This is a genomic window from Pseudoalteromonas sp. ABV4_021, assembly GCF_056159365.1.
Genome location: NZ_JBSWVB010000001.1, coordinates 968159 through 992766 on the forward strand (window position 1 = coordinate 968159; position 24608 = coordinate 992766).

Here is a 24608-nt window from a genome sequence, read left to right on the forward strand (position 1 = left end):
CTGTATGGACTTCAAGGCCACATTAAATCAACTAAACGCAAATAAATCGGATTACCTAAAAGGCATAGGTACACCTATTCTAGTGCTTGCTGCGCTCGGTATGGTTGTATTGCCAATGCCTGCGTTTTTACTCGATATACTGTTCTCTTTTAACATAGCGTTATCGCTGGTTGTTTTACTTATTACTCTGTATACCTTGAAGCCGCTTGATTTCGGTATTTTCCCAACGGTTTTGCTAATAGCCACTATTTTGCGTCTTGCCCTTAATGTAGCTAGTACCCGAGTCGTGTTGCTTGAAGGTCATGAGGGCGGCGATGCAGCAGGTAAAGTAATTGAAGCGTTTGGCTCAGTAGTGATCGGCGGTAACTATGCCGTTGGTTTAGTGGTTTTCCTTATTCTAATTATTATTAACTTTGTGGTAATTACAAAAGGTGCAGGCCGTATTTCAGAAGTTTCTGCACGTTTTACGTTAGATGCAATGCCAGGTAAACAAATGGCGATTGATGCAGACTTAAATGCAGGCTTTATTACCGCGGAACAAGCGCGAGAGCGTCGTACTGAAGTAACGCGTGAAGCGGACTTCTACGGTTCAATGGATGGTGCCAGTAAGTTTGTAAAAGGCGATGCGATTGCCGGTATTATCATTCTTGTTATCAATATTATTGGTGGTTTATTTATTGGCATGATCCAACACGATTTACCGTTTAGTCGTGCAATGGAAGTATATACGCTACTTACGATAGGTGATGGCCTTGTTGCTCAATTACCATCGTTACTTCTATCAATTGGTACCGCGATTGTGGTAACGCGTCAAAATGAATCGCAAAACATGGGCGAGCAATTTCATGCCCAATTAGGCAATGATAAAGCCCTTTATATCGCAGCAGGTATTTTGATTGTAATGGGGTTAGTGCCAGGCATGCCGAAAGTTGCGTTTTTGGGGTTAGGCTTTTTAATTGGCGGTGTGGCTTATGTGAATCAGCGCATTAAAACGCAAAAAGCAGAAGAAGAGTCCAAACAGGTTGCAAAAGGCGGTTCACCAGGCCAAGAGCAAGCGCAAATTGAGCAAAAAGAGTTGGGTTGGGATGATGTACAGCAAGTAGATGTAATAGGGTTAGAAGTTGGTTACCGTTTAATTCCACTTGTTGACCAAGCGCAAGGTGGTGAATTGCTGAGCCGTATTAAAGGGGTACGTAAAAAGTTATCTCAAGAGCTTGGCTTCCTAGTGCCGCCGGTTCATATTCGAGACAATTTAGAATTAGATCCGAACGAATACCGTATCACATTAATGGGTGTTTCAAGTGGTAACGGTGAATTAAAACACAATAACGAATTGGCGATTAACCCAGGCCAAGTATTTGGTGAAGTAAAAGGGGTTGCGACTAAAGACCCTGCATTTGGCTTAGATGCAGTTTGGATCGCACCAGAACAAAAAGATGAGGCGCAATCACTTGGTTATACCGTGGTTGATGCTGCAACCGTGGTTGCAACACATATTTCTCAGTTATTACACAATAACGCCGCCTTGTTATTGGGCCATGAAGAAGTACAAAACCTACTTGATATGTTAGCCAAGTCGCATCCGCGTCTAATTGAAGGCTTAGTACCCGATATTTTACCGCTCACTACAATTGTAAAAGTACTGCAAAACTTACTTAATGAAGGTGTGCCAATTCGTGATATGCGTTCGATTGTTCAAACCCTCGTTGAGTATGGCCCTCGTAGCCAAGACCCAGACGTACTAACAGCTGCAGTTAGAATTTCATTACGTCGGTTAATCGTTCAAGACGTTGCTGGCAATGCACCAGAAATCCCTGTCATAACATTGGCACCTGAGTTGGAACAGATGTTGCATCAGTCCCTTCAAAGTGCAGGTGACGAAGGTGCTGGCATTGAGCCAGGGCTCGCAGAAAGACTACAAAATTCTCTCGGCGATGCGCATCAAAACCAGGAAATGGCAGGTGAACCTTCAATACTGTTGACATCAGGTATGTTGCGCAGCGTGTTATCGCGATTTGTGAAACACAGCCTACCGGGTTTGCGCGTGATGTCATATCAGGAAGTACCTGAAGAAAAACAGATAAAAATTGTTTGCTCAGTCGGTCAACAGTGATAAGTAGAGACGAGGTGTCACATGAAAATTAAACGTTTTTTTGCAAAAGATATGCGCAGTGCATTGAATGAAGTAAAGCATGAGCTAGGTCCTGATGCGGTTATCATGTCAAATAAGCGCATGGCTGATGGTGTTGAAATTGTGGCAGCTGTTGATTATGAAAAGTCAGTGCCAGCTGCACCAGCAGCGCCTAAGTTAAGCGAAGAAAAGCCTCGTTTTAGTAATAATTTTGTTAAGCCAAAACCACAAACGGCGACCCCTGAAAAACAAGCAGCGGTAGCAGACAGTTTATCGGCATTACTTGAGCGTCAAGCGAAAAAATCACCTCAATTTGATAAAGCACCTGAGCCAAAGCAACCTCGTAATTGGTTTGATGACGATGATTCACTCACATCGACACAGCAAGATGCCCTAGATAGCTTTGCTAAGCCAAAGCAACAAGGCAGTTATGGCAACCAAGCTCAGTCGCTTGATGAAATGCAAGCCATGCGCGATGAAATGGCATCGATCAGACAGTTACTTGAGCACCAACTATCAGGCTTAATGAATGAAGATATGGCACGCCGTGACCCAACTCGTGCTCTTTTACTCGACCGTTTGAAAGGTATGGGCATCAGTGAAGCAGTAGCTGACCAGCTTGCGTGTTTTATTCCAGATGACGTAGCACCGCGTCAAGCATGGCAAGAAACGCTTAATATGCTGAGCAAACAGCTATACACTGCAAATAATGAGATTTTGCGTCGTGGTGGCGTATATGCGCTAGTTGGTCCTACTGGTGTAGGTAAAACCACTACAGTTGCAAAGCTAGCTGCACTTGGCGCACAAAAATTTGGCGCCAACAATATCGCGCTAATCACAACAGATACCTATCGTATTGGCGCATATGAGCAATTATCGACTTATGGTCGCATTATTGGCTGCCCGGTAAAGCAAGTTAAAAATGCAGAAGAACTCACTGAAATTCTTTATCATTTAAGAAATAAGCGTCTAGTATTAATTGATACAGCGGGAATGAGCCAACGAGATATACGTTTGACTGAGCAACTCAACACCTTAATGCGCAATAGCCGAGTAGATATTCGCAGTTACCTTGTGTTAAGTTCAACAGCACAGCTTGAAGTACAGCAAGAGGCGATAAAACAGTTCAAACAGGTACAGTTAAGTGGTTGTATCTTCACAAAACTTGATGAATGTCTAAGTTTAGGTGAAATTATCAGTGTAGCCATTCAAAATCGTCTGCCAATAGGCTATCTTACCAATGGGCAGCGTGTACCAGAGGACATTCGTGTGGCAAATGCGGAAAAATTGGTCAGCAAAGCTCAGCAGTTGTATGCAAAACGAACAAACGCGCAAGCAAGACGTGCATCAAGCATGGCGCATCAAGCAGTAGGAATGTATGATTAACCCAGAATTAGATCAAGCTAGTGGCCTGCGGAAAATGACAAACAATAACAAGGCTGTAAAAGTAATTGCGGTAACTGGAGGTAAAGGGGGAGTTGGTAAAACTAATGTCTCTCTAAACATGGCAATCGCCATGGCCCAGCAAGGCCAAAAAGTACTGGTCCTCGATGCCGATTTGGGTTTAGCAAACTGTGACGTAATGCTGGGTTTGCGCGTAGAACGTAATCTTTCTCACGTGCTTTCAGGTGAATGTGACCTTGAAGATATTTTAGTTGAAGGGCCGTACGGTATGAAAATCGTACCTGCGACATCTGGCTCTCAAAACATGGTGGAATTAACGCCTTCAGAACACGCTGGCCTTATTCGCGCTTTTGGCGAATTAGACTCACACTACGATGTATTAGTTGTTGACACCGCGGCCGGTATTTCAGATATGGTGCTTAGTTTTTCGCGCGCTTCACAAGATGTGCTTGTTGTTGTGTGTGATGAACCAACGTCAATAACCGATGCTTATGCACTGATTAAAGTGTTAAGTCGTGAGCACGGTGTATATAAATTTAAAATAGTTGCGAACATGGTACGCAGCTTAAAAGAAGGCCAAGAGCTTTTCGCAAAGTTATCAAAAGTAACTGACCGCTTTTTAGATGTATCGCTTGAGCTAGTCGCAACAGTTCCATTTGATGAAAATATTCGAAAAGCGATTCGTAAACAAAAAACCATTGTCGACGTATTTCCAAAATCGCCTGCAGCAATTGCGTTCAAAGCACTTGCGACTAAAGCGGCGAGCTGGCCAATTCCAAATCAGCCGTCAGGACACCTAGAGTTTTTCATTGAGAAACTGGTTAGTAATTAGGAACGCCTATGAAAAGAACCGCTGCCTATGCTAATCAAAATCAATTATCGCAACTTGTCGAACAGCATACGCCGTTGGTTAAACGCATTGCCTACCATATTTTAGCGCGTCTGCCGGCGAGCGTTATCGTCGAAGACCTCATTCAGGCGGGCATGATAGGACTAATTGAGGCTGCTAAGAACTTTGATGGCAGTAAAGGTGCGAGCTTTGAAACCTATGCGGGTATTCGTATTCGCGGTGCAATAATCGATGAAACGCGTAAAGGAGACTGGGTACCTCGCTCAGTACATAAAAACGCCCGTGAAGTCGCCGCGGTCATAAATCAGTTAGAATCATCACTCGGACGTGAACCAAAAGACAGTGAAGTAGCTGAAAAACTTGATATTACGTTAGATGAGTACCATCATATTCTAAGGGATATAAGCAATGGTAAAATTATCGGCATTGAAGATCTCGGTGTTGATGAAGATGTCATCGACGCAGGGCTCGGCAATAAAGAGCAAAATCCATTAGTTGATATTCAACAGGATAAATTTAATAAAGCGTTAGTAGAGGCAATACAAACTTTGCCAGAAAGAGAAGCGTTAGTGCTGTCACTTTACTACAATGATGAAATGAATTTAAAAGAAATTGGGCTGATTCTTGAAGTGAGTGAATCGAGAGTGAGCCAAATACATAGTCAGGCCATGGTGCGCCTTAAAGCAAAAGTCCATGACTGGATATAGAATAAAAGTAGTAAGTAAACAATTAGGTGCATACCTCACTGGAGGATATTTTGGATAAAAACATGAAAATTCTTGTAGTTGACGACTTTTCAACGATGAGAAGAATCATTAAAAACCTGTTAAGAGATCTTGGTTTCACAAACGTGCAAGAAGCAGACGACGGTAGCACTGCGCTACCAATGCTGCAAAACCAAGAGTTTGACTTTGTAGTTACGGATTGGAATATGCCAGGTATGCAAGGTATAGATTTGCTACGCGCGATTCGCGCGGATGACAGTCTAAAACACATACCGGTACTAATGGTAACTGCGGAAGCCAAAAAAGAGCAGATCATTGCTGCAGCGCAAGCAGGTGTAAACGGTTATATCGTTAAACCATTTACAGCAGCAACGCTTAAAACAAAGCTTGATAAAGTTTTTGAGCGTTTAGGCTAACGGGAAGGAGAGGTTTATGTCAGCAAGTGCTGCGCCTCAAATTACCTTAGAACAAGCTAAGCAGCTAGTTGCGTTTCTTGAAAACGATGAGCAACAACAAGCGCAAGAGCTGCTAAAGCAAGTTACGGCAATTGAGCAAGATGAATTATTTGGTGAGGTAGGCAAACTAACTCGTCAACTGCATGATTCATTGAAAAATTTTCAACTTGATACCACTTTATCGGCGTTAACAACTGAGTCTATTCCTGACGCAAAAGAACGTCTCAATTATGTTATGGAAATGACAGAGCAAGCTGCGAATACAACGATGGACGCCGTTGAAGCATCGCTGCCTATTGCCGATAACTTGCAAACAGGTCTCAACAATATTAAGCCCAAATGGGACAAATTAATGTCGCGAGATCTTAAAGTTGGTGAGTTTAAAGTGTTATGTCATGAGCTAAACGGCTTTATGGATGAAGCAAAAACAAATTCTGATAAATTAAATGCATTAATGACAGAAGTGCTCATGGCCCAGGGTTATCAGGACCTCACAGGTCAAGTTATTAGACGTGTAATCGAGCTTGTCCGCGAAGTCGAAGATAGCCTGATTCATATGTTAACCGTGTTTGGCACACCTGTAGAACATGATGAATCGCCTGAAACGACAATACAACAAGAACAACAAATGGTTGCTGATGGTGAATTAGACCAAGTAGCTGAAGGTCCAATTATAAATGCTGAATCACGTGAAGATGTGGTTTCAGGTCAAGATGAAGTAGACGATCTGCTGTCTAGTTTGGGCTTCTAATCGGAGAAAAATGCATGAGCTTTGATGTCGATGAAGATATTTTACAAGACTTTTTAGTCGAAGCCGGTGAAATCTTAGAGTTGCTCTCAGAACAGTTAGTTGAACTGGAAAATAATCCAGAAGATGCTGATTTACTGAATGCGATATTTAGAGGGTTTCATACCGTAAAAGGGGGCGCTGGCTTCTTGTCTATGACAGAGCTAGTTGATGCATGTCACGGCGCAGAAAATATTTTCGATGTTTTACGACAAGGCCAACGCAGAGTTACTCCTGAATTAATGGATGTGATTTTACAGGCGCTTGATACCATCAATGAAATGTTTGCTCACATTCAAAATCGCGCTCAGCCCGATCCTGCTGATCCGCAGCTATTGGCAGAACTACATAGACTTAGTCAGCCTGAAAGTGCAGATGAAGCACCTATAGCCGAAGCGCCAGCAGAAGAAATAGTCGAACCAGAAGTAGTCGAAGAAGACCCGTTCGGTGATGTTTTATTTGATGCTGATGCGCCAAGTGATGAAGTACAATCTTCTGGCGATAGCGTTGACGATATCACAGAAGAAGAATTTGAAAGCCTGTTAGATGAGTTACACGGCTCTGGTAATGGCCCAGCCTCTAATGCAGCGCCAGAAGCGAGTGAAAGTAGCGACTCTGATGAAATCACTGATGATGAATTTGAAAACTTACTAGACGAATTACATGGGGCTGGTTCATTTGGTGGCGCGTCTGAGACGAGTGCGCCAGAAAGTGCAGCTCCTGCGGCTTCATCGGGTGACGATGAAGACATTACCGAAGATGAGTTCGAAGCCCTACTTGATGAGCTTCATGGTAAGGGCAGTGCGCCAAGCACTGCTGAAAAATCATTTAATACTGATGCGGCAGCGGCAAAACCGGCAACGCCAACACCACCTCCTGCAGCTAAGCCAACGCCGGCAAAACCAAAAGCGCCAGAGCCAAAACCAGCAGCTGCTAAGCCTGCTGCGCCAAGTGCAGCCAAGCCAGCTGCAGCGCCAAGTAAAGCCCCAGCTAAACCGGCAGCCCCACCGGCTGAAACGACAGTGCGTGTTGACACCAAACGCCTTGACCAAATCATGAACATGGTCGGTGAACTGGTATTGGTTCGAAATCGACTTGTCAGCTTAGGTGCTAACGTTAGCAATGAAAGTATGGGTAAAGCCATTTCTAACTTAGATGTGGTGACCGCAGACTTACAAGGCGCGGTAATGAAAACCCGGATGCAGCCAATCAAAAAGGTATTTGGCCGTTTCCCCCGCGTTGTACGCGACTTAGCTCGCAGCTTGAAAAAAGAAATTAATTTACAGTTAGTTGGTGAAGAAACAGATTTAGATAAAAACCTTGTTGAGGCACTTGCAGATCCGCTAGTTCACCTTGTACGTAACTCGGTGGATCACGGTATTGAAATGCCAGATGATCGTGAAGCTTCAGGCAAACCACGCACCGGTACGGTGACGCTGTCAGCATCACAAGAAGGTGACCACATCTTACTTACCATTGAAGATGATGGTGCGGGTATGGACGCAGAAAAGCTGAAAAGTATAGCGATTGGTAAAGGTGTAATAGATGCCGACCAGGCAGCGCGACTGTCAAACAACGAAGCGTATAACTTAATCTTTGCGCCAGGTTTCTCTACCAAAGAAGAGATTTCTGATATTTCTGGTCGTGGCGTGGGTATGGACGTGGTTAAAACCAAAATTACCCAATTAAACGGTACAGTGAATATTGAATCAGAAAAAGGTAAAGGCACAGTACTTGAAATTAAAGTGCCACTGACGCTCGCTATTCTACCTACTTTAATGGTCGTAGTTGGTCAGCAAACGTTTGCATTACCACTTGCAGGTGTAAGCGAGATATTCCACTTAGATCTTACTAAAACAAATCTAGTTGATGGGCAGCTAACGATTATCGTACGTGATAAAGCGATTCCGTTGTTCTATCTAGAAAAATGGTTGTTACGAAACCCTCGCAGCGAACAAAAGCGTTCGCAGGGGCATGTTGTTATTGTGCAATTAGGTACGCAACAAATGGGCTTTGTGGTTGATTCCTTAATTGGTCAGGAAGAAGTAGTAATCAAGCCATTAGATGCTTTATTGCAAGGTACGCCGGGTATGGCGGGCGCAACAATTACATCAGATGGTGGCATTGCACTAATTTTAGATGTACCAAGCTTGTTAAAGCACTACGCAGGCCAAGGTCGCAATAAAAAGTAAGAGAGCACTTAATGACAATTAGGGTTTTAGTAGTAGATGATTCAAGCTTTTTTCGCCGTCGTGTGAGTGAAATCTTGAGTCAAGATCCCAATATTGAAGTGATTGGCACAGCTAACAATGGTAAAGAGGCGGTCGAAAAAACCGCCGAATTACGGCCATCGGTTATCACAATGGATATTGAGATGCCGGTGCTTGACGGTATTAGCGCTGTAAAGCAAATAATGCAGCAAACGCCGACACCAATATTAATGTTCTCTTCGTTAACGCATGATGGAGCAAGTGCAACGCTTGATGCACTTGATGCCGGCGCGTTAGACTTTTTACCTAAAAAGTTTGAAGATATTGCTCGCGACAAAGAAGAAGCAACGAAAGTACTTCAACAAAAAGTTAAAGAAATAGGCCGTCGCCGAGTAGGTGGTTTTAGACCACAGCGTGCAACATTAAATCAAGCGGCAACGACAAGATCAACACCTGAGCGCAGCACTAGCTCAACGTTACGTCAGCCAGATAGAACCTTTGCAGCTCGCTCCACACCGGCCGATTCGCGTGCGGCAACTAAAAGCGAAAGACCAAAAGCATCTGGTAAACAATATAAATTAATGGCAATTGGTACTTCTACAGGTGGTCCGGTTGCGCTGCAAAAAGTGCTTACGCAGTTACCAGCTAACTTTCCTCATCCAATTTTGTTGATTCAACATATGCCAGGTGCATTTACACCGGCATTTGCACAGCGATTGGATTCACTTTGTCGAATCAAAGTTAAAGAAGCAGAAAACGGCGACTTGCTCAGACCAGGCGTTGCATATTTAGCACCCGGTGGTAAGCAAATGCTAGTTGAAGGTCGTAGCGGCAATCAAAAGCTAAAAATCTATGAAGATGATAGCGCTCGTGTCACTTACAAACCAAGCGTTGATATCACTTTTGCTAGTGCAGCAAAAAGTTACGGTGACTCTGTGTTGGCAATTGTACTTACCGGTATGGGAGCTGACGGCCGAGATGGTGCACGTATGCTAAAACAGGCGGGCTCTAAAATTTGGGCGCAAGATGAGGCGTCTTGCGTTGTATACGGTATGCCACAAGCAGTTGCAAGTGCTGGTTTAAGCGAGAAAAGCATCGCACTTGATGACGTTGCTAAACATATCAACACGGAAATAGGTTGTGGATAAACTAGCCGTTTTTGGTGCGATTATAGCGTTTGTAGCAATTGGCTTAGGATATACCATTGAAGGTGGTGTGCTGGCGAATTTGTTTGATTTGTCAGCATTCATAATTGTGTTTGGTGGTACGCTTGGCGCGGTAATGTTGCAAGCAACTAAATATCAGTTTACCACAGCCATTAAAATGCTGCCTTGGGTGATAACGCCACCTAAGCACGATTTTGCAAAAGGCATTGGGCAAGTAAAAAGCTGGGCTGCAAAAGTACGTCATGACGGCTATTTATCGTTAGAAAACCTTGCTATTGATGAAAAAGATCACTTTGTATCAAAAGGCCTAAATTTGCTTGTCGACGGCAGTGATGAACAGCAGTTCTTTGACACCATGGAAAACGAAATTTTGCAACGTCGCAATGCACTTAACGAGTCAAGCCAAGTGTATCATGCCATGGGGGGCTACAGTCCAACTCTCGGTATTTTGGGTGCCGTACTCGGTCTTATTCAAGCAATGAACTTTATTCAACAACCCGATATGTTAGGTGCGGGTATTGCCACTGCGTTTGTTGCTACTATTTACGGTGTTGGCTTTGCCAATCTTCTTTATATTCCAATTGCCAATAAATTGGCTTATTTAGTGGATGAACATTGCCGTTATCATCAAATGTTAGCTGAGGGGATGTTTTGCATTCTTCAAGGTGATACGCCTAATGCCATTGAACAAAAGCTTTCGGCGTACTTAATCGAAAAAAATAATAAGTCGTTGTTTAGGTAGTCGCGTATGCCACGCTTTAAGCCTTTTAAGCAAACCGAACAAAACGATAACACACATCGCTGGCTAGTTTCTTATGCCGATTACATGACATTAATGTTTGCGTTATTTGTTGTGATGTACGCGATGGCTATTATCGAAGAAGAAAAATTTTCAGTGTTGTCAGACACAATTTCTCATGTGTTTAAAACAACAGACCAATTTAGTAAAGGTACGGGAAAAGGCGTATCTGGTGAAGGTATTCTTACGAGCAACGAACCAGAAGTTGATTCACAACTGCACGGCATTAGTATTGTAAATGAAGAAAAAGGGCCAGAACTTGTCGATGGGCGAGGAGAGCTGAGTAATTTACAGCAAAAATATTTAGGCCAGCCGCTCAATGCGCTTGAAGAAGAGCTAAAAAAAGCAATATCTGATGAAATTGAAACGGGGCAAGCGCAGTTAGAAAAAGACATGAATTGGCTTACCATAGAGCTGAGTTCAAGCTTGTTGTTTGCCAGTGGTAGTGCGGTTGCCACTGAACGTGCAAGAACTGTTTTACGTTCATTGCTGCCAATTTTAAATGCTAACCGAAACTACTTAAGAGTGCGTGGTTACACTGATAATCAGCCGATAAATAATGAAGTATTTCGTTCTAATTGGCATTTATCGGTAGCCCGCGCGACCGAAGTGCTAGTATGGCTCGAGTATCTCGGCATAGTCCCTGCAAGAATGGCAATTGAAGGGTATGGTGAGTACTCACCGTTTAGCGATAATAATGATGAACAAGGGCGTCAGCAAAATCGCAAGGTGGTGATCGCAATTTCAAAATATGCATTGCCAGAAACCGATGAAACTGAGATAACAGCTAACGTAAAACAAACCACTGAGCAAGCGGTGGAGAAGTTAAAGCAGGATGCAGAAAAAGACGATTCACTTAAAGTAATCGAATTACCAAATGGTGGTATTCGCATAACAACCCGAGAACAAGAACAATAGGTATTCGCTTGAAAATTTGGACGGTAGCAAATCAAAAAGGCGGTGTGGGTAAAACCACAACCACAGTCACCTTGGGAGGCTTATTAGCGTCTCGTGGTAAGCGTGTGTTGCTGATTGATACCGATCCACACGCGTCATTAACTTATTATTTTGGGATTGACTCTGAAGAGCTAGAAGTGAGTGTGTTTGATATTTTCTCACGTGGTAAAACCATGGCACGTGAAGAAATTTTGCAATCTCTTTGCCCGTCAGGGGTAGAAAATTTAGATATCTTGCCAGCTACTATGGCAATTGCCACACTAGATAGAAGTCTCGGTAAAAAAAGTGGTATGGGCCTAATTTTGCGCAATGCACTCGATAAAATTAGTGACGAATACGATGTTGCGATTTTGGATTGCCCGCCAGTACTTGGTGTATTAATGGTTAATGCGCTAGCAGCATGCAACCGCGTGCTAATTCCAGTGCAAACCGAGTTTTTAGCACTAAAGGGCCTAGACCGGATGATGCGTACTATGGAACTAATGCAAAGTTCACAAAATAAATCGTATAACTATACTATCGTGCCCACTATGTACGATAAGCGCACCAAAGCGTCGCTCGAAGCATATAAAAAATTACGTGCTACCTATGGCGAAAAAGTATGGCCGGGCGTTGTTCCAGTAGATACTAAATTACGAGATGCAAGTTTAGCCATGCAGGCACCACACAAATATTGTCCCAAATCACGCGGGGTATTTGCTTATACTTCTTTGCTAGAACACATTGAAGAGGCAGTGAATGACTAAGCAACTTTTTGCAAATGAAAAGGTAATGAAGCAGTATCTAGATGCCTTATTGCAAGAAGATATTGCGAGAGACTCAGTCGCCAACCCAGTTGAAAATTTATTAAGTGATGTTGAAGTTAAAGCTGCCGAGCATCAGCAGGCTACAACTGAAAAGGTAATAACAAAGCCTGTTGTAAAAGAGCCTGTAATTGTACCGGAAGTTAAGGTAGAGGTAGTTGAAGCGGTTGAAGTTGCTTTACCGCCAGCGCGCACTCAAGATGCTTCATATGATGAAGACGAATTCCAGGCGCTTTACTTTGAAGTAGCAGGCTTAACGCTTGCTGTGCCGCTTAAGGCATTAGGTGGAATTTACCAATTAGGTGAAGTAAATCAAATATTTGGTAAACCTGATTGGTTTAAAGGAGTGATGCTTCATCGTGAACAAAAGCTCAACGTAGTTGATTCAGCGCGTTGGGTAATGCCAGAAAAATATAACAAAAAGTTAGAAGAAGCGCTAAACTATCAGTATCTTATAATGTTAGGTGAATCTAACTGGGGACTGTTAGCTGAGCGTTTAATTGATAATGTCAGTTTATCGCATCAAGATATTAAATGGCGTGATAAAGGTGGTCGCAGACCATGGCTTGCGGGATTAATTAAAGAGAAAATGTGTGCTTTAATTAATGTATCAGCAATGACTGAATTATTAGATCAAGGTTTAGATAGCCAAGACGATGACGCATAGCGCTAAGTCGTTTAGTTAGTAGCAGTTAATACATATCCACATTGGATAGGAGCTTAAAAATGAGTGAAGAAAGAGTTCTTTCGTCAAATGCAACCGACGTAAATGATGAAGTATTGCAATGGGTTACGTTTCACTTAGGTGAAGAAACGTACGGTATTAATGTAATGCAAGTGCAAGAAGTGTTGCGTTACAGTGAAATTGCTCCTGTACCAGGCGCTCCGGGTTATGTGCTAGGTATTATTAACCTACGTGGTAACGTGGTTACAGTAATTGATACTCGTACTCGCTTTGGTTTACAAAGTGCAGAGGTTACCGATAACTCGCGTATTGTGATTATTGAAGCTGAAAAGCAAGTGATTGGTATTTTGGTAGATAGCGTTGCAGAAGTAGTGTACTTACGCACATCTGAAATCGATAGCGCACCAAATATCGGCACTGAAGAAAGTGCTAAGTTTATCCAAGGTGTTTCTAATCGCGATGGCGAATTACTTATTTTAGTAGATCTAAATAAACTTCTAAGTGATGAAGAGTGGGATGAGCTAAGTAATTTCTAATGATTTGGCAAATTATCTCTATTCTTGCACTTTGTGTTGCGGTTTGTGCCTGTGTTGTTGCGTTTCGTGCGCTTTCGCGTTTAAAACAGGTGCAAATTGTTAACTCACAAAGTGAATCGCAGTTAACCAAACAGCAAACAATTAATAAAAACGAAATAGAAGAGATCCGTTCGGGCCTACTTAAAATTGGTAAGCATGTGATGGAACTTCAATCTGAAACGCAAGAGCTAAAACAAAAGCAACAAGATATTCAGTTGGCTGATCCTGAATCTAAAATTTACTCACGCGCAGTGAAAATGATTGAGCTTGGGGCTGATATTGAAGAAGTGATGCGAGAGTGTGAATTGCCTCGCGCAGAAGCCGAGTTGTTATTTACGCTTCACCAAAAAGAAGGTGAGTAATTACTATTCTCTAACCTAGAGCCGCTGCTCTAGGTTGCCTTTCCATTGCACCTCAAAATGTGTTAAATGTCGATTAACGCAAAGCCTCGATATAGAGCTAAATCCACAGCGGTTCGATTAGCTTTAGCGTTTACCTTTTATATTGATGTACTTATGCATACAAAAGCGCAAATAATACCAATTCTGTAAGTATGAGCTCAGCGCTAGTGCTGTATAAATAAAATGATAACACGGCGTAATTTTCCTATGTAGTTGTTCTACATTGATAAATCCTAAGACAGTTAGCATGATATTTAGTCCGCTAGGATGATCAGCTACATAAGTAAATTGCTATAAGCTTACACTTTTACATCTAATTTATTGTGCAGCGCTAACCAGCCCGGTGGGAACTTTCCTTGCAGCACATATGAAAATGCGATGAGTTCAGCAATAACATAATAAAGCTCTTCTGGAATTTCTTGCCCCACTTCGAGGTTTGCTAAGCTGTTTGCTAGCGCTTCGTCTTGATGAAGTAAAATATCATTGTCTTTCGCATACTGAATTATGTGTTCTGCTAATTCACCAAACCCTTTGCTACTTACTTCTGGTGCGCCTTGGCCATCATATATTAAGCCGATTGCTGATTTTTGCGTTGTCATATCACACCTTAATGTTAACTATGCCGGAGCGTGTTGACAGTGATTGTTGTTCTGATAAGTGAAATTCGCTTTGTGTTACTTCAATACCGTGTTGCGTCAGTTTTTGTTGTAATAAAGGCGCTTGGGTTTTTGCTTTTTCAATCAATCGCGTATGGGATGAGTTAAAACTGAGAGATAACTGCTTTTTAATAAGTTCTGCACCAATATTTAAAATTGAATTTTCTACTTCAAACGCTAAATTAATACGCCATACAGAGATTAATTCGCCGTTTTTTGTTTTTCGTTTTTCTTCTTCAATTGAAATAGGCGCTGTGGTCAGTTTTTCGTTTTGTTGCATGGGTATTGAAAACTGCATATTAACTTGTGGTTGTTCGGTACTGCTCGTTTGTTGTGATGCGCTGCTGGCATTTCCTTGCAACCCTTTTTGTAGCGCGCTAAGACTGTCTGTCATATTTTTTTGTAGTAATGCTGGCAGCGCTAACTGGCCTTTTAGGGATTTACTGTCTTTTTTATTTGTTAGCCCTTTCGATAGTCCAAGTAAAATGGGCAGTAAATTTTCAAGTTTTCCTTGCAGCTCATGATTGAGCGTTGCTTGTTGTAAAACGCCGTTGCTTGCGAGAAAAATTTTGGCGTGTTCCATCGCGCCAAAAGGTGTTTGCAATGTATCAGTTTGGGTATTTTGCAGTGGTGCTACTACCGATTTCAATTGCAGTACAGTTTGTGGCGTCGCTGTGCCTTCGCTGATTATCCGTGTAAACGCTTGATTTACTAATCGGGCTAATGGTTCAGGCAATTTTGGCTCTGACGCAAGTTTACTAATTTGCTGGGTCAAAATACTGAGTGGATTTTGTTTTGCTGTAGCCGCTAGTTTGGCAGTAAGCTCGCTATGGTTCGATTTGATATTAGTTGCATTTTGATTGGGTGCAACAACCGGAGCTTGCAGACTCGCGCTTGGTTTAAGCGAAGGGGTGGTGACAAGAGGGCGAGCGTAAATCGGTGCTTTTTGAACTGGCGCTTCGCTTCGATTAGGCGATGTAGGAAGCTTTTCAATACCGTTTTTTATCTCAAATTTAGGTAACGTAACATCTGTTTTTGTACTGGAGCTTGGTGTAGTCACTTGTAAGTTGATACTGCCTTTTGAGGCATGTTTAATCGTGACTTCTTGTCCTGATAATAGCGAACGAATACTTGCCATAATGGGTTCAAGTAGCGGTTTAGCTACACTTGCTTTTAACGAAGTCAGTTGATTAATAACGGGTAGCTGATGGCTATGTGGCTTAGGTGCCGCAATAAAGTCTTGCGCCTTTAGCTGTTGAGTATCGGATTGAACTAATTTAATCGTCATTTCAAGCTTTGGCACAGCGAGCACCGCCTTATCACCTAAATTTTTTAGACTCGGCTTGAGTACTTGATTTGACACAAGGTGATTCTCTAACGGCAATTGAACGGTATTTTGGTTAATTTTAATCGCCGGGACTTTAGCGGTATCAAGTTGTAGTGGTGCATTTTGCAGTTTGATCAAATCAATTACTTTTTTCATCGACAAAGGCTGGGTTAGCACCGGTTGGCTGTGTTTGTCGAGTTTTACGCTAAAGCTAAACTTGTCTTGTTTAGTCGCTATTTCAATTATTGCGGGTTGATTGTGCTTCACTAAGCTAACTAAGTTTTTTGGTAAATCACTGGTGATTGCTGCCTTTTGCGATTCAACCGCAAGCAGATTGGGTTGATTGACAATGTGTGCCGGTAATTTGAGCGTAGGTTGCGTGCTGCTATCGTTTGTGGCGAGTTTAAGAAGTTGAAAAACCACGTTGTTTGGTAACTTAATTTCATGCTTAGGCAGGGAGACTAACAAATCAGTTAGCGAGGTGCTTAACGTTACTTGTGCCTTATCTGACTGTAACTGTATTGTTTGATTAGGAATAATCAGTTCAATAAGTTTTGGCGTTAATTGGGGGAAATTAAACGACAGCTTATTTTGGCTAATATCAACATTGCTGACATTTAGCGTTTCGTTTAGCAGTGCCGAGAGCAATTTTTGACTTGTTTTTGTGGGTAAATTCAACTGCTGCATTAACTGTTGCAATTGTTTTACTTGGTCTTGCTGTGTGGGGCTTAATTGCGATAACGCACTTTGCTCTGTATCAACAGTGGCGCTACTAACAACATTTAGCAAAGATTGAATATCGGTCATCTGTTTTAAATCAAGCTATTGCCAATTTCTCTTGTCGAGGAGATTACGTTTTACAATACCATTATGTTAGACTAATGCCCAATTTTAGGTCGAGAGATGATTAAACTTGTTAAAAGTAGATTCAATTTGCTGCATTCGGCAAGATAGATGTTTGTTTGAAGATCTCTCTTTTGAATTACATCAAGGGCAAATTGTCCAGTTAGAAGGGCAAAATGGCGCGGGTAAAACCTCGCTACTACGTATTCTAGCGGGGTTTGTGCGTGCTGAATCAGGCAAGGTATTGTGGCAAGGTCAAGACATTGCCAAAGATAATCTGCAATTTGCAAGTGATACACTTTATATTGGTCATAAAACTGGGGTAAATGGGCAATTAACCGCAGTTGAAAATCTTGCGTTCTGGCTTGAAACCCACGGTTTAGAAACACAGCAAGATTTGCACGATGTATTAGCGCAACTTGGATTAGTAGGCCTTGAAGATGTGCCAGTACGTTTACTCTCGGCTGGGCAACAACGTCGTGTTGCACTTGCGCGCCTTTGGCTTAATAAAGCAACGCTCTGGATGCTCGACGAGCCGTTTACCGCAGTTGATAAAAAAGGCGTTGTGCTGTTACAGCAGCAGTTTAAAAAACATTTAGCACAAGGTGGTGCGATTATTTTAACTAGCCACCAAGACCTAACAGAGCACTTCCCCGAACTGTCGCGCTTAGTATTGGAGTACCGTTTCTAAATGAAAACTCACGATTCTTACTGGCGCTTATTTTCAAGTATTTATAAAAAAGATCTGACGTTGGCATTTCGTCAGCGCTCAGAAATTATCAATCCTGTTTTATTTTTTATTATTGTGATCACCTTATTTCCGTTAGGGGTTGGTCCTGAACCTAATCTATTAGCGCGCATGGCACCAGGAATCATTTGGGTAGCTGCATTGCTCTCTACCATGCTAGGTTTAGATAAAATGTTTCGCGATGATTACGTGGATGGTACGTTAGAGCAAATGATGTTGAGTCCCTTTCCAACATCATTGACTGTGTTAGCTAAGGTTACTGCACATTGGACGGTTACTGGGTTACCTTTGGTGCTAATGACCCCCATGTTCGCCTTATTACTTAATTTAGAAAGCGAAGCGTTAACAGCGACCTTGTTAACGCTACTGATTGGTACGCCGTTATTAAGCCTAATCGGGGCGATAGGTGCGGCGTTAACTGTGGGATTACAAAAAGGCGGCGTACTGCTTAGCTTGTTGGTATTGCCTTTGTATATTCCGGTACTAATTTTTGCGACATCTGCAATCGACGCAGGCTCTATGTCGCTTGACTACTCGGGTCAACTAGCCATATTAGGGGCGCTGCTTGCCGGTGCAAGTGTATTAGCGCCATTTGCCGTTTCATCATCTTTAAAAGTGAGTGTAAGTTAGTTATGTGGAAGTGGTTACATCCATATGCGAAAGCAGAAAAAGCGTATCAAGTATGCAATACCTTGATGCCGTACTTTGCCGTCGTTGCCGTGATTGGTTTGATTGTTGGTTGGACTTGGGGTCTTGCGTATGCGCCAGCTGACTATCAACAAAAAGACAGTTATCGAATTATCTTTATTCATGTTCCTTCCGCCATATTGTCAATGGGGGCTTACACCTCAATGGCAATTACCGCATTTATTGCCATGGTGTGGCAGATCCGAAATGCTGAATTGGCCGTAATTGCTATTGCACCAGTGGGTGCAGCAGTCGCAGCAATTGCATTAATCACAGGTGCTGCATGGGGTAAACCTATGTGGGGTACTTGGTGGGTATGGGATGCTCGCTTGACCACTATGCTGATTTTATTGTTTTTGTATGTTGGTGTGATTGCGCTTTATCACGCGTTTGAAGATAAAGGTGCGGCAGGTCGTGCATCATGTATCTTAGCCATGGTGGGTGTAGTTAATGTGCCTATTATTCATTACTCAGTAGAGTGGTGGAACACCTTGCATCAAGGTTCAACCATTACCAAGTTTGATGGTTCAGCAATTGATAGCAGCATGCTGTATCCATTGCTTATTAATATTTTGGCATTTGCATGTTTAATGGCTGTTATCGTGCTAATGCGTTTAAAGAATGAAATTTTAGAAAGAGAAAAGCACCGCCCCTGGGTGCGTAATTTAGTGAGTGGAGGTAAAAATGCAGTTTAACTCGCTTTCAGAATTTTTCGCGATGGGTGGCTATGGCTTTTATGTCTGGCTCTCATATGGGGCATGTGCAGTGATTTTATTAGGTACTTTTATATCGAGTAAACGCACTCACGGCAAAATTTTAGACGATGTAAAATCGCAAATTGCGCGCGAAGCACGTATTAAAAAGGCGAAGGAGCAGGGGCTGTGAATCCAAGACGTAAAAAACGAATGTTTACCATTATTGCGGTGCTTTTGGGTATCGGTTCGGCAATTGGCCTGACGCTTTACGCGTTACAAGAAAACATCAATTTATTTTATACCCCATCTGAGCTAATTGAGGGTAAAGGGCCGAATAAAGAAAAGCCATTTATCGGTCAAAAGCTACGCATTGGCGGTATGGTTGTACCGGGTTCAGTAGTACGTAACGAAGAATCGTTAGATGTTGAATTTAAACTGATTGATACTGGTCCTTTAGTAACAATTCGCTATCACGGTATTCTACCGGATTTATTCCGTGAGGGTCAGGGTATTGTGGCACAGGGCGTGCTAATTGAGCCTAATGTAATTGAAGCATTTGAAGTACTGGCTAAGCACGATGAAGAATACATGCCTGCTGATGTTGCTGAAGCAGTTAAGGGCATTAAACATGAAAAACCAAAATATAACCTAAATAACGGCGGTTATTAATTATGATTGCTGAATTAGGTTATTTATCGTTAACGTTGGCGTTAGCGTTTTCGATATTACTCAGTGTGTATCCAATGTATGGTGCAGTAAAAGGCAATTTACGCCTAATGCAAAGCGCACCATCGTTTGCTTTGGCGCAGTTTATTTTTACTGCGATTTCCTTCGCTATTTTAATTTACGTTACCTTAATTGATGATTTTACTGTGGCATATGTGGCGAGCCACAGCAGTACTAAGTTGCCTTGGTATTACAAAGTTACCTCTACTTGGGGTGGTCACGAAGGTGCCGTATTACTTTGGGTATTAATGCAAACTGGTTGGACGGCGATTGTTGCATTTGCGTCTAAATCATTGCCGTGGCAATTGCGCGCGCGCGTACTGTCGATTTTAGGCTTCTTAGGCCTTGGTTTCATTCTTTATACGCTACTAATGTCGAGCCCATTCGAGCGCTTACTGCCTTACTATCCAATTGAAGGGCACGATTTAAATCCATTGTTACAAGATCCGGGCATGATTATTCACCCGCCATTACTGTATATGGGGTATGTAGGTTTATCGGTGTCGTTTGCATTTGCTATTGCAGCGCTTTTAATGGGTAAGTTAGATAATACCTGGGCAAAATGGTCACGTCCTTGGACTATGGCCGCGTGGTTGTTCTTAACACTTGGTATTACAATTGGTTCTTGGTGGGCTTATGCCGAGCTTGGCTGGGGCGGCTGGTGGTTCTGGGATCCAGTTGAAAATGCATCACTAATGCCATGGCTTATAGCAACTGCACTTATCCACTCACTTGCGGTAACTGAAAAACGCGGTGTGTTTAAGTCGTGGACGGTATTACTTGCGATTGCTGCATTCTCGTTAACGCTGCTTGGCACCTTTATTGTACGCTCGGGTATTATTGTATCGGTACACGCCTTTACCACTGATCCGGGTCGTGGTTCGTTTATTCTGTCGTTCCTTGCCATTGTTGTAGGCGGTAGTTTGCTACTTTATGCATTAAGAGCAGGTACGGTTGAATCTACGTCGCGTTATAAGTTTTTCTCTCGTGAAGTAGCGCTTTGGCTCAACAACTTATTATTGTGTGTTTCAATGTTAATTGTACTGCTTGGTACTTTATTGCCTATGGTCCACAAAGAACTTGGAATGGGCACAATTTCAATTGGTGTACCTTTCTTTAATCAAATGTTCTTCTACTTGTTAATGCCGTTTTCACTACTATTAGGCTTAGGGCCTATGCTGCGCTGGAAACAAAATAAGTTTTCTCATGTAATGAAAAAGCTGGTTGGCGCACTCGTTGTGACAGCTGTCGTTACTTTTGCATGGCTCTATTCAAGTTATGAAAATGTGTCGACTACCACCTTGGTTGGTGTTTTCTTTGCCCTTTGGGTTTGTTTAACCGTGGCGATTGATTTGTTTGAAAAGTTAAGCAAAGAAGGCATGTCACTGACAAAATTGGGTAACAGTTTTTGGGCGATGCATATTGCCCACTTAGGCTTTGCTTTTGTAGTACTCGGTGTCACGCTAACGTCTGCTTACTCGGTAGAGAAACAAGTAAAGGTTAACCCTGGTGAACAAGTTCAACTCAATGATTACAGCTATCGCTTTGACGGTGTAAAAGCCATTGTTGGCCCTAATTATAAAGGTCATGCTGGCGTTGTAACTGTCTTTAAAGATAACCAAAAAGTAACCGAGCTTTACGCCGAAAAACGTCAGTACGATGTGGGCATGCAAGTGATGACTGAAGCCGCCATCGATGCCAAGTTAAGTCGTGATTTATACCTTGCGTTGGGTGAACAGCTTAGTAACGGCGCTTGGGCACTGCGTATTTATGAAAAACCCTTTGTGCGCTGGATGTGGCTTGGCGGTATTTTAATGTCGCTTGCTGGCGTATTTATGATGCTTGATAAGCGCTATCGTCGTAAAACGGCGGCATCTAAGGCAACCATTAAAGGGGCGATTGCATGAAAAACAAAACTTTAATGTTAGTGCCGTTTATTATTTTTGCTGTGCTGTGTGTTTTTTTACTGAAAGGTTTATTTGGTAATCCAAAGGAAATTGAAACTGGGCGTATAGGGCACACTATGCCAACGTTCAGTTTGCCAGATCTAATGGATGAGAATAAGCGCTGGAGCGATAAAGATTTACTCGGCGAAGTGTACTTATTAAATGTGTGGGGTACTTGGTGCCCAACGTGTTTAATTGAATTACCTTATTTGACTAAATTGCGCGGACAAGGCATAAAAATTATCGGTTTGTATTACGAGCAAAACTATGACCCAGACTTCGGTGATGTGTTTGATTTACCTGCATTGCAAAGTGAAGTAAAGGGTATGTTGGCGCGCACAGGTGACCCGTATCAATTTAACATTCTCGATCTTAATCGCACACTGGCGTTAGATTTAGGTGTTTCGGGTGCGCCAGAGCACTTCCTAGTAGATAAAAACGGTAAGATAATTTTACATCACACCGGTGATATTAATGAACGAGTATGGCGTGCCAAGTTTGCACCTAAGTTATTAGAGCTCCAGTAATGAAGAATTTTTTAATGGTTTTATTAACGGTATTTGCTGCGCAGCTATTTGCCGCCGAGAACCAATATCAATTTAATAGCGCAGAAGAAGAGCAATTATTCCGCCAATTAACGGCTGAATTACGTTGTCCTAAATGTCAAAACCAAAATATTGCAGACTCTGATGCAGTGGTTGCAAAAGACTTACGTGATAAAGTGCTTGAGCTAGTACAAGAGGGTAATACTAAAGATCAAGTGGTTGACTATATGATCGATCGCTACGGTTATTTTGTTCACTACAAGCCGCCAGTGACACCGTTAACACTGCTGCTTTGGGTGTTACCACTTGGCTTTGTGTTGCTTGGTTTTGTGCTTATTTTACTTAAGCAAAAGAAACAAGCGCAAAGTCGTTCAACGTGGACAGATGCAGATGAACAAAAACTGTCAAAACTGATTGCCAAGTATAAGGAAGTAGCATGATCACCTCATTTTATATCTATGCTGCGGCGTTAATTGTATTTGGTTTATTGTTTGTTGTTTTTCCATTTATCCGCAAAGAAAAAGCGGTAAAAACGAGTCCTAATGCGAACGCACTTCGTATTTCAGATTATGAGTCGCGCCTTGATGAACTAAAGCAAGAAGTTGATACCGGTAAACTGAGTGACGATGCCTATAACACTGCGGTAATAGAGCAAAAGCAAGCTTTGTTACAAGAGCTTGCGCCTGAGCAACAATTAAATCAGCGTGGTAACCGCTCGGTTATTGCGCTCACGGCAAGTATGTTTACGCTAACATTCTGCGCGGTGTTTTATTTAATGACAGGCAGCTTTAACTTACTTACTCAGTGGCAGCAAGCGAAAGATAACTTGCCTGAGTTAGGTAAGCGCGCGGTATTGCAGCAGGGCGAACCATTGTCTAATAATGAGATGCAGCAGCTGGCGTTAGGTCTTCGCACTAAATTAGCCGAGCAAGGCGACGACGAGATGGCTTGGTTGTTACTCGGCCGTATTATGCTTATGCTAAATGATTTTGAAGCAGCAAACATGTCGTTCGATAAAGCGCTTGCGATGAACCCCAAAAGCGTAAATGCGTTGGTTAGTAAGGCACAAGTGCTGATGCTTGAAGGTTCAGAAAGTTCGATGAATCAAGCAGCGAAGGCGGTGTCTCAAGTATTAAAGTTAGAGCCAAGCAATACTGACGCACTCTCAATGCTAGCATTAATTGCTTATGAGCGTGGTGATTGGCAACAGTCACTGGCCGCATTTGAGCTTATTCTGGGACGCATGTCGACAACTAACCCGAGTTATGCAATGTTGTCAGCGCGCGTTGAAGAGTTAAAAGCAAAAGTTGCTGAGCAATCTAACACTTCTAAACAAAATTCACTTGGACAAGGGCGTTCAGTCGCGGTAAATATTACGTTATCAGATGAACTGAAAGACAAATTACCGCGTAATGGTGTGTTATTTGTATTTGCAAAAGCCGAAAGCGGTCCACCGATGCCGTTAGCTGTGGTGAAAAAATCACAATGGCAATTACCGCTGCAAGTAACGTTATCAGAAAGTGATGCGATGGTTGCAGGCATGAGCTTTGCTGAGTTTAAGCGCGTTAAAGTGGTAGCGCGTGTGAGTAATGACGATAAAGTTGATACGCAAGCTGGCGAACTTGAAGGACAGACCAAAGGTTTTGATATCGAGCAAGTCAATCAAGTTGAATTAACAATTGATACATTACTTTAAGTTTTAATAGGGATACTGAGTGCTTAATCAAAAAATCCAGTCTGTGTTTAGCCTGTTTGCGGCAGTTGTTGTACTGCTGCTAGCGGGTTGCGCACAGGTGCCACCAGAAAAAGACGATCCACGCGATCCGTTGCAATCAATGAACCGTCCGATTTATGACTTTAATATGGATGTATTGGATGCGTACGTATTGCGCCCAGCTGCGGTAGGTTACAGCAAGGTAACGCCTCAGCCTGTGCGTAATGGTTTAGTTAATGCAACGAATAATCTCGATGCACCGGTTGATGCAACAAACTCGTTGTTGCAGGGCAAAGTTTCAAATTCGGGCGTTAGCGTTGCACGCTTTTTGGTGAACTCGACTGTCGGTATTTTTGGTATTTTTGATGTTGCCTCAGAGATTGGTTTGGTTGAAGAGCCTGAAGACTTTGGTCAAACACTGGGAGTATGGGGCGCCGATAACGGGCCTTATTTAATGTTTCCTGCTTACGGACCAAGTACGGCGAGAAATATCTCTGGTGATGTGATGGACGCATTTGTATTGCCAAGTATCTCTCTTGGTACACCAGCCACAATTGGTAAGTGGGTGATCAAAGTGTTAGAGGCGCGTGCATCGCTTATTCCTCAGGAGGCTTTGCTGAACGAATCACTCGATCCATATTTGTTTATGAAAGATATTTATCTTCAGCGTCAGCTTTACGAACTGCATGATGGTAATCCACCGTTACCAAAAGTCGAAAAGACCGAAGAACAAACTGCGAATGACGATTTCTTCGAGAATTTGTAAAGTGCTA

Annotated in this window: 26 protein-coding genes; 24 read left to right on the forward strand and 2 right to left on the reverse strand. The window is 42.5% G+C overall.

Annotated elements, in window-relative coordinates; all coding sequences use genetic code 11:
• Positions 1 to 4: 4 nt before the first annotated feature.
• From flhA to ACXAFE_RS04645, 14 genes are read left to right on the forward strand one after another with little or no spacing between them, the layout of a single operon-like run.
• Positions 5 to 2113, forward strand: a complete 2109-nt coding sequence (gene flhA, locus ACXAFE_RS04580; protein ID WP_105170688.1) for a flagellar biosynthesis protein FlhA — start codon at positions 5 to 7, stop codon at positions 2111 to 2113.
• Positions 2114 to 2134: 21 nt separating this feature from the next.
• Complete coding sequence (gene flhF / locus ACXAFE_RS04585) at positions 2135 to 3517, forward strand: flagellar biosynthesis protein FlhF (RefSeq protein ID WP_054978316.1); 1383 nt, start codon at positions 2135 to 2137, stop codon at positions 3515 to 3517.
• On the forward strand, positions 3510 to 4367 hold the full coding sequence (locus ACXAFE_RS04590) for a MinD/ParA family ATP-binding protein (RefSeq protein ID WP_054978317.1): 858 nt from the start codon (positions 3510 to 3512) through the stop codon (positions 4365 to 4367). The genes flhF and ACXAFE_RS04590 overlap by 8 nt, the downstream gene beginning before the upstream one ends.
• 8 nt (positions 4368 to 4375) lie before the next feature.
• Entirely contained in the window at positions 4376 to 5092 is a 717-nt protein-coding gene (locus tag ACXAFE_RS04595; protein ID WP_010560569.1) for an RNA polymerase sigma factor FliA, read from the forward strand.
• Positions 5093 to 5142: 50 nt separating this feature from the next.
• A complete protein-coding gene (gene cheY / locus ACXAFE_RS04600; RefSeq protein ID WP_010560568.1) occupies positions 5143 to 5526 on the forward strand; it encodes a chemotaxis response regulator CheY in 384 nt (127 codons plus the stop codon).
• 16 nt (positions 5527 to 5542) lie between these two features.
• The gene (locus ACXAFE_RS04605) at positions 5543 to 6316 is read left to right on the forward strand and encodes a protein phosphatase CheZ (protein ID WP_010560567.1); all 774 of its coding nucleotides are present in this window, start codon (positions 5543 to 5545) and stop codon (positions 6314 to 6316) included.
• A gap of 14 nt (positions 6317 to 6330) precedes the next feature.
• The gene (locus tag ACXAFE_RS04610) at positions 6331 to 8544 is read left to right on the forward strand and encodes a chemotaxis protein CheA (RefSeq protein WP_475149256.1); all 2214 of its coding nucleotides are present in this window, start codon (positions 6331 to 6333) and stop codon (positions 8542 to 8544) included.
• Positions 8545 to 8555: 11 nt separating this feature from the next.
• Entirely contained in the window at positions 8556 to 9710 is a 1155-nt protein-coding gene (locus ACXAFE_RS04615; RefSeq protein WP_475149261.1) for a protein-glutamate methylesterase/protein-glutamine glutaminase, read from the forward strand.
• Complete coding sequence (locus tag ACXAFE_RS04620; protein ID WP_475149266.1) at positions 9703 to 10470, forward strand: flagellar motor protein; 768 nt, start codon at positions 9703 to 9705, stop codon at positions 10468 to 10470. Before ACXAFE_RS04615 ends, ACXAFE_RS04620 begins: the two co-directional genes overlap by 8 nt.
• A 6-nt stretch (positions 10471 to 10476) precedes the next feature.
• Positions 10477 to 11445, forward strand: coding sequence for a flagellar motor protein MotB (locus tag ACXAFE_RS04625; protein WP_475149269.1), 969 nt, complete (start codon positions 10477 to 10479; stop codon positions 11443 to 11445).
• An 8-nt stretch (positions 11446 to 11453) separates the two neighbouring features.
• Positions 11454 to 12230 (forward strand): ParA family protein, encoded by a 777-nt coding sequence (locus ACXAFE_RS04630; RefSeq protein WP_010560562.1) that lies wholly within the window; start codon positions 11454 to 11456, stop codon positions 12228 to 12230.
• Complete coding sequence (locus ACXAFE_RS04635) at positions 12223 to 12954, forward strand: chemotaxis protein CheW (protein WP_475149277.1); 732 nt, start codon at positions 12223 to 12225, stop codon at positions 12952 to 12954. The genes ACXAFE_RS04630 and ACXAFE_RS04635 overlap by 8 nt, the downstream gene beginning before the upstream one ends.
• Before the next feature lie 59 nt (positions 12955 to 13013).
• Positions 13014 to 13508 (forward strand): chemotaxis protein CheW, encoded by a 495-nt coding sequence (locus tag ACXAFE_RS04640; protein ID WP_010560560.1) that lies wholly within the window; start codon positions 13014 to 13016, stop codon positions 13506 to 13508.
• Complete coding sequence (locus ACXAFE_RS04645; protein ID WP_010560559.1) at positions 13508 to 13909, forward strand: DUF2802 domain-containing protein; 402 nt, start codon at positions 13508 to 13510, stop codon at positions 13907 to 13909. The genes ACXAFE_RS04640 and ACXAFE_RS04645 overlap by 1 nt, the downstream gene beginning before the upstream one ends.
• Positions 13910 to 14247: 338 nt before the next feature.
• On the opposite strand, the gene ACXAFE_RS04650 is transcribed toward ACXAFE_RS04645, so the two are convergent.
• Together ACXAFE_RS04650 and ACXAFE_RS04655 are read right to left on the reverse strand one after the other, a co-directional pair.
• Positions 14248 to 14547 (reverse strand): EscU/YscU/HrcU family type III secretion system export apparatus switch protein, encoded by a 300-nt coding sequence (locus tag ACXAFE_RS04650; protein ID WP_100913029.1) that lies wholly within the window; start codon positions 14545 to 14547, stop codon positions 14248 to 14250.
• Position 14548: 1 nt separating this feature from the next.
• On the reverse strand, positions 14549 to 16738 hold the full coding sequence (locus ACXAFE_RS04655) for a hypothetical protein (RefSeq protein WP_475149282.1): 2190 nt from the start codon (positions 16736 to 16738) through the stop codon (positions 14549 to 14551).
• Between the two features lie 106 nt (positions 16739 to 16844).
• Here ACXAFE_RS04655 and ccmA point away from each other — a divergent pair, with 106 nt between their 5' ends.
• From ccmA to ACXAFE_RS04705, 10 genes are read left to right on the forward strand one after another with little or no spacing between them, the layout of a single operon-like run.
• On the forward strand, positions 16845 to 17465 hold the full coding sequence (gene ccmA / locus ACXAFE_RS04660) for a cytochrome c biogenesis heme-transporting ATPase CcmA (protein ID WP_010560556.1): 621 nt from the start codon (positions 16845 to 16847) through the stop codon (positions 17463 to 17465).
• The gene (ccmB, locus tag ACXAFE_RS04665) at positions 17466 to 18152 is read left to right on the forward strand and encodes a heme exporter protein CcmB (protein ID WP_010560555.1); all 687 of its coding nucleotides are present in this window, start codon (positions 17466 to 17468) and stop codon (positions 18150 to 18152) included. It abuts the gene before it with no gap.
• Between the two features lie 2 nt (positions 18153 to 18154).
• The gene (locus tag ACXAFE_RS04670; protein WP_010560554.1) at positions 18155 to 18904 is read left to right on the forward strand and encodes a heme ABC transporter permease; all 750 of its coding nucleotides are present in this window, start codon (positions 18155 to 18157) and stop codon (positions 18902 to 18904) included.
• On the forward strand, positions 18894 to 19094 hold the full coding sequence (ccmD, locus tag ACXAFE_RS04675) for a heme exporter protein CcmD (protein ID WP_475149285.1): 201 nt from the start codon (positions 18894 to 18896) through the stop codon (positions 19092 to 19094). The genes ACXAFE_RS04670 and ccmD overlap by 11 nt, the downstream gene beginning before the upstream one ends.
• Positions 19091 to 19573, forward strand: coding sequence for a cytochrome c maturation protein CcmE (gene ccmE, locus ACXAFE_RS04680; RefSeq protein ID WP_100913031.1), 483 nt, complete (start codon positions 19091 to 19093; stop codon positions 19571 to 19573). Before ccmD ends, ccmE begins: the two co-directional genes overlap by 4 nt.
• Before the next feature lie 2 nt (positions 19574 to 19575).
• Positions 19576 to 21537, forward strand: coding sequence for a heme lyase CcmF/NrfE family subunit (locus ACXAFE_RS04685; RefSeq protein WP_475149288.1), 1962 nt, complete (start codon positions 19576 to 19578; stop codon positions 21535 to 21537).
• Entirely contained in the window at positions 21534 to 22103 is a 570-nt protein-coding gene (locus tag ACXAFE_RS04690; RefSeq protein ID WP_105170679.1) for a redoxin family protein, read from the forward strand. Before ACXAFE_RS04685 ends, ACXAFE_RS04690 begins: the two co-directional genes overlap by 4 nt.
• Complete coding sequence (locus ACXAFE_RS04695; protein WP_475149292.1) at positions 22103 to 22561, forward strand: cytochrome c-type biogenesis protein; 459 nt, start codon at positions 22103 to 22105, stop codon at positions 22559 to 22561. The genes ACXAFE_RS04690 and ACXAFE_RS04695 overlap by 1 nt, the downstream gene beginning before the upstream one ends.
• A complete protein-coding gene (ccmI, locus tag ACXAFE_RS04700) occupies positions 22558 to 23817 on the forward strand; it encodes a c-type cytochrome biogenesis protein CcmI (RefSeq protein ID WP_475149297.1) in 1260 nt (419 codons plus the stop codon). The genes ACXAFE_RS04695 and ccmI overlap by 4 nt, the downstream gene beginning before the upstream one ends.
• A 19-nt stretch (positions 23818 to 23836) precedes the next feature.
• A complete protein-coding gene (locus ACXAFE_RS04705; protein ID WP_475149302.1) occupies positions 23837 to 24601 on the forward strand; it encodes an MlaA family lipoprotein in 765 nt (254 codons plus the stop codon).
• The last annotated feature ends 7 nt before the right edge of the window (positions 24602 to 24608 follow it).

Bases quoted from the DNA above. Each gene is read 5' to 3' on its own strand.
- ACXAFE_RS04685 (WP_475149288.1), top strand. From the start codon at position 19,576: ATGATTGCTGAATTAGGTTATTTATCGTTAACGTTGGCGTTAGCGTTT.
- ccmI (WP_475149297.1), top strand. From the start codon at position 22,558: ATGATCACCTCATTTTATATCTATGCTGCGGCGTTAATTGTATTTGGT.
- ACXAFE_RS04615 (WP_475149261.1), top strand. From the start codon at position 8,556: ATGACAATTAGGGTTTTAGTAGTAGATGATTCAAGCTTTTTTCGCCGT.
- ACXAFE_RS04595 (WP_010560569.1), top strand. From the start codon at position 4,376: ATGAAAAGAACCGCTGCCTATGCTAATCAAAATCAATTATCGCAACTT.
- ACXAFE_RS04625 (WP_475149269.1), top strand. From the start codon at position 10,477: ATGCCACGCTTTAAGCCTTTTAAGCAAACCGAACAAAACGATAACACA.
- ACXAFE_RS04650 (WP_100913029.1), bottom strand. From the start codon at position 14,547: ATGACAACGCAAAAATCAGCAATCGGCTTAATATATGATGGCCAAGGC.
- ccmB (WP_010560555.1), top strand. From the start codon at position 17,466: ATGAAAACTCACGATTCTTACTGGCGCTTATTTTCAAGTATTTATAAA.
- ccmD (WP_475149285.1), top strand. From the start codon at position 18,894: ATGCAGTTTAACTCGCTTTCAGAATTTTTCGCGATGGGTGGCTATGGC.
- ACXAFE_RS04690 (WP_105170679.1), top strand. From the start codon at position 21,534: ATGAAAAACAAAACTTTAATGTTAGTGCCGTTTATTATTTTTGCTGTG.
- ACXAFE_RS04635 (WP_475149277.1), top strand. From the start codon at position 12,223: ATGACTAAGCAACTTTTTGCAAATGAAAAGGTAATGAAGCAGTATCTA.
- ACXAFE_RS04655 (WP_475149282.1), bottom strand. From the start codon at position 16,738: ATGACCGATATTCAATCTTTGCTAAATGTTGTTAGTAGCGCCACTGTT.
- ACXAFE_RS04695 (WP_475149292.1), top strand. From the start codon at position 22,103: ATGAAGAATTTTTTAATGGTTTTATTAACGGTATTTGCTGCGCAGCTA.
- flhA (WP_105170688.1), top strand. From the start codon at position 5: ATGGACTTCAAGGCCACATTAAATCAACTAAACGCAAATAAATCGGAT.
- ACXAFE_RS04640 (WP_010560560.1), top strand. From the start codon at position 13,014: ATGAGTGAAGAAAGAGTTCTTTCGTCAAATGCAACCGACGTAAATGAT.
- ACXAFE_RS04670 (WP_010560554.1), top strand. From the start codon at position 18,155: ATGTGGAAGTGGTTACATCCATATGCGAAAGCAGAAAAAGCGTATCAA.
- flhF (WP_054978316.1), top strand. From the start codon at position 2,135: ATGAAAATTAAACGTTTTTTTGCAAAAGATATGCGCAGTGCATTGAAT.
- ACXAFE_RS04605 (WP_010560567.1), top strand. From the start codon at position 5,543: ATGTCAGCAAGTGCTGCGCCTCAAATTACCTTAGAACAAGCTAAGCAG.
- ACXAFE_RS04610 (WP_475149256.1), top strand. From the start codon at position 6,331: ATGAGCTTTGATGTCGATGAAGATATTTTACAAGACTTTTTAGTCGAA.
- ACXAFE_RS04590 (WP_054978317.1), top strand. From the start codon at position 3,510: ATGATTAACCCAGAATTAGATCAAGCTAGTGGCCTGCGGAAAATGACA.
- ACXAFE_RS04645 (WP_010560559.1), top strand. From the start codon at position 13,508: ATGATTTGGCAAATTATCTCTATTCTTGCACTTTGTGTTGCGGTTTGT.